The 232-nt window shown below is 47.8% G+C and carries 1 protein-coding gene; it reads left to right on the top strand.

The annotated features are described in order from the left end of the window. A partial coding sequence (locus VCHENC03_RS16545; RefSeq protein ID WP_009705503.1) for a GTP-binding protein occupies window positions 1–232 on the top strand: 232 nt, incomplete at both ends.

Consider the following 232-nt stretch of genomic DNA (forward strand, 5'->3'; position numbering starts at 1 on the left):
TGTCTAAAGAAAAATTTGAACGTGTAAAACCGCACGTAAACGTTGGTACTATCGGCCACGTTGACCACGGTAAAACTACTCTAACTGCAGCTATCTGTACAACACTTGCTAAAGTATACGGCGGTGCTGCTCGTGACTTCGCATCTATCGATAACGCTCCAGAAGAGCGTGAGCGCGGTATCACAATCGCTACTTCTCACGTAGAGTACGACACTCCAACTCGCCACTACGC

Origin of the sequence: Vibrio sp. HENC-03 (assembly GCF_000305755.2) — a bacterium.
Taxonomy (GTDB): Bacteria; Pseudomonadota; Gammaproteobacteria; order Enterobacterales; family Vibrionaceae; genus Vibrio; species Vibrio owensii.